Annotated in this window: 1 protein-coding gene; it reads right to left on the bottom strand. The window is 39.0% G+C overall.

Annotation, left to right across the window (positions count from 1 at the left end; genetic code table 11):
• Positions 1 to 102: 102 nt before the first annotated feature.
• A complete protein-coding gene (locus tag H1P_RS35420) occupies positions 103 to 1,515 on the bottom strand; it encodes a hypothetical protein (protein WP_222427418.1) in 1,413 nt (470 codons plus the stop codon).
• Between the last annotated feature and the right edge of the window lie 251 nt (positions 1,516 to 1,766).

Below are 1,766 nucleotides of genomic sequence, written 5' to 3'. Positions count from 1 at the left end.
CGTTGTTCAAAAACGGGGTATTTTGGGTAACAAACGCAGCTTAAATTAAGCCAAGTTTTGACTTCGCTTACAGAACAAAAGTATTATTATGGAAGCTTCTTGTCAGACTCTTTGAAACAGGTCAAATCCTAACAGTGACAACCAATGTGGATGTTTTTCACCTGTCATTAATTCTGTAGGGCTTTTTCCAACTCTTTCAGGAATTCGACTTGACATCAATGTGCGATGATTCAGAAAAAATCTGAGAAGATCGAGATAATCAGAATTGAGATGCTTTCTCAAGAAAAAGTAATTTCTCAGACGAGAATTCAGGTTTTCAACTAAAGAACTGGCTCTAGGGGTTGATTTCATCGCCGATTCTACCGCTTCTTTCACGGGGAGGAATTTAGCTGAAAGTTGCTGATAGAGATGATTCCATTTCTGCCAATAGACATTAGTTGATAAGGACTTCTTCATCAATAAACAGACCTGTCGCACCTGAGACAAAGAAATCTGAAACTTATGGGCAATATTTGCCAGTTTTTTGTCTAGAACTTGAGCAAAGGCTAATAAATTCTCTTTTTGATTAAATAGAGCGATTCTCAAGGACTTAATCCCTTTGTGTGCCTGGTTTTCTCTGATTTTTAGTTCATCAATCATGAAATTCATTAATTCCATTCTTTCTGACCAATCTGGACCAGCCAAAGACAAAATATCATTTCTGAGCCAATAGAGTAAGATTTTGATATCAGCGAACTTATTTAGCAAATTTGCTTCATTTTTGCGAGCTTTAATCAACTTAGCTGATAATTTATTCCCCTCTCCCTTTAATTTAGCTGCTTCCATCTTCTCTTCGAGCTTTTGGCGTTGAGTTGTAGCTCCTTGAGCTTTTTTAGCTAAATTACGGCATAAAGCTGTACTTTGATCTAGTATATGCCAAACATCGCCGTGACAAGGCTTCTCTCCCCAAGCTGCTTTTTGTCCCGCTCTAATTCCAACTCCTGCATCAGCTATGGTGTAGTCGGGATTCAATCCTTGTGCTTCTGCTTCGAGCAAATACCATCCCCAAGTATCTTCATCTCGATGCTCTACTGCTTCTAGAAGAAAACAGTACGTAGAATCAGAATCCACTCCTGTCAAAACTGGTCGAGAACCCTGGAACAGTTCATCCAGTAATGGAACTTTAATCGGCGATAAATCTTGATTTTGATTGATTTGTCGGGCTTTTTCCGTCGCTTCTTTGATTCGATTGTGAATCGTGCCAATACTGAGAGAATAATCGAATAAATCCCTTAATAATTCAGCTACACCTCGATAAGAGCAGTGGCAAATTAGAATCAACGCTAAAATGAACTGAAATATCCATTGTTGAGTTACTGGAAGATAATACAAGACTTCATTTTCTGACTCTTTTTTGTCAAAAGCATGATTCAATGCACCTTCAGCAATCCTTTTCTGTTGGTAAAGAAACTTGCGACTTACTTGCTCTTGCTGGGCTATCCGAGTTATGGGTTCTTGTTTTGACAGAACTTTCACTGCTAATTGTTGACGAGCGACCCCGCGTCGGCGTAAGACGCAAGGGAACGCGCGAGTCGTGACGCACATTTGGATGAAGAGCAGAAGCTACACAATGGGATGGATTCACTCGATTTACTCATAAATTAGGCTTATTATCCCTAATTTAACCATATTCCCTATTTCTTTGTACTAGTCCCATATTTGAGAATATATGTTCTATTTAAATGAGGGATTTTTCCTCAAAGTGTAACCCTCGTTTGAACAACGCC

It is taken from the genome of Hyella patelloides LEGE 07179 (genome assembly GCF_900659865.1).
Taxonomy (GTDB): Bacteria; Cyanobacteriota; Cyanobacteriia; order Cyanobacteriales; family Xenococcaceae; genus Hyella; species Hyella patelloides.
The sequence above is the reverse complement of the archived record's forward strand: the minus strand, read 5'-3'. Positions and strand labels throughout refer to the sequence as shown.